1 protein-coding gene is annotated in these 1378 nt (G+C 46.9%); it reads left to right on the top strand.

Translation table 11 applies throughout. The annotated features are described in order from the left end of the window. Nucleotides 1-1123: ABC transporter ATP-binding protein (locus R7E00_RS23500; protein ID WP_318124638.1), on the top strand; the 1123-nt coding region annotated here is incomplete at its 5' end. Between the last annotated feature and the right edge of the window lie 255 nt (nt 1124-1378).

The raw sequence follows: 1378 nt of genomic DNA, 5'->3' as shown, positions 1-1378 counted from the left end.
AACCCAATATGCCGAACAAGGCATGAAAGGATTTCTCAACACGGTTTATCGTCAAATGCGCTTGGTTACGGGCTTTGACGTGGCGGTTGAAATCTCCAACTACATCTTGGTGTTTTCCGTCGCGGCTTTGTCGATTTATCTGTGGTTGGACAGCGCGATTAGCGTCGGTGCCATTGCTATTGCGGTCAGCCTAGCGCTGCGCGTTAACGGCATGTCGATGTGGATCATGTGGGAAGTAGGAGCCCTGTTTGAAAACATGGGTACTGTCGTGGATGGCATGAAAACACTGTCCAAACCTATCGATATCCAAGACAAACCGAATGCGAAAGACTTTGTCGTATCACAAGGTGGCATCCAGTTCGATAACGTCAGCTTTCATTACGGTGAAAACAAAGGCGTCATCAACCATCTGAATCTCGACATCAAACCTGGCGAAAAAGTCGGCTTGGTTGGGCGCTCTGGCGCAGGCAAATCCACGTTGGTGAACTTGCTGTTACGCTTCCATGATGTGGAAGAAGGCAGCATTAAGATTGACGGTCAAAACATTGCTGACGTCACGCAAGATTCGTTGCGCTCGAAAATTGGTATGGTGACACAGGATACGTCTCTTTTGCACCGTTCAATAAGAGATAACATCTTGTACGGCAACCCAACCGCCTCAGAAGAGGAACTGCTTAAAGCGACGAAACAAGCGCACGCTCACGAGTTCATCGAAACACTGACAGACCCATTTGGCAATGTCGGCTACGATGCGCAAGTTGGCGAACGAGGCGTGAAGTTGTCTGGTGGTCAGCGTCAGCGTATCGCTATTTCTCGTGTGTTATTGAAAGACGCGCCGCTGTTGGTACTGGATGAAGCAACTTCAGCTCTGGACTCAGAAGTCGAAGCGGCTATCCAAGAAAGCTTGAACGAGCTCATGCAAGGCAAAACCGTGATTGCAATAGCACACCGATTGTCGACCATCGCCCAGATGGATCGCTTAATCGTTCTCGACAAAGGTAACGTCGTAGAACAAGGCACGCACCAAGAGCTGATCGCTCATAACGGCATCTACGCACAGCTTTGGGCACACCAAACTGGCGGTTTTCTTGGTGAAGAACTAGACAATCAGCAAGCTTCTTAACACCGCTTCATCCCTTTAAAAACGGCGCTTAAAGCGCCGTTTTTTATTCTCAAATTACATGAGCACTGAACTGATGAACTCATTCATTCTCATTTATGAAACACCAACAATGATGAAGATCACACTTTTTCTGCTAATATAGCGCATCGTTGCGTATCTATTGCAATGGACACAATGCAGAGTACCTAGCTGAATTCATTTATCGTTTCACTTTTTGATAAGCAGCTATACTCAATAGATGGCTTAGTTATTAAA

Source organism: Vibrio sp. Vb1755 (assembly GCF_033338635.1).
GTDB lineage: Bacteria > Pseudomonadota > Gammaproteobacteria > Enterobacterales > Vibrionaceae > Vibrio > Vibrio alginolyticus.
Note: the sequence above shows the minus strand (reverse complement) of the source record. Positions and strands in the feature narration are given on the sequence as shown.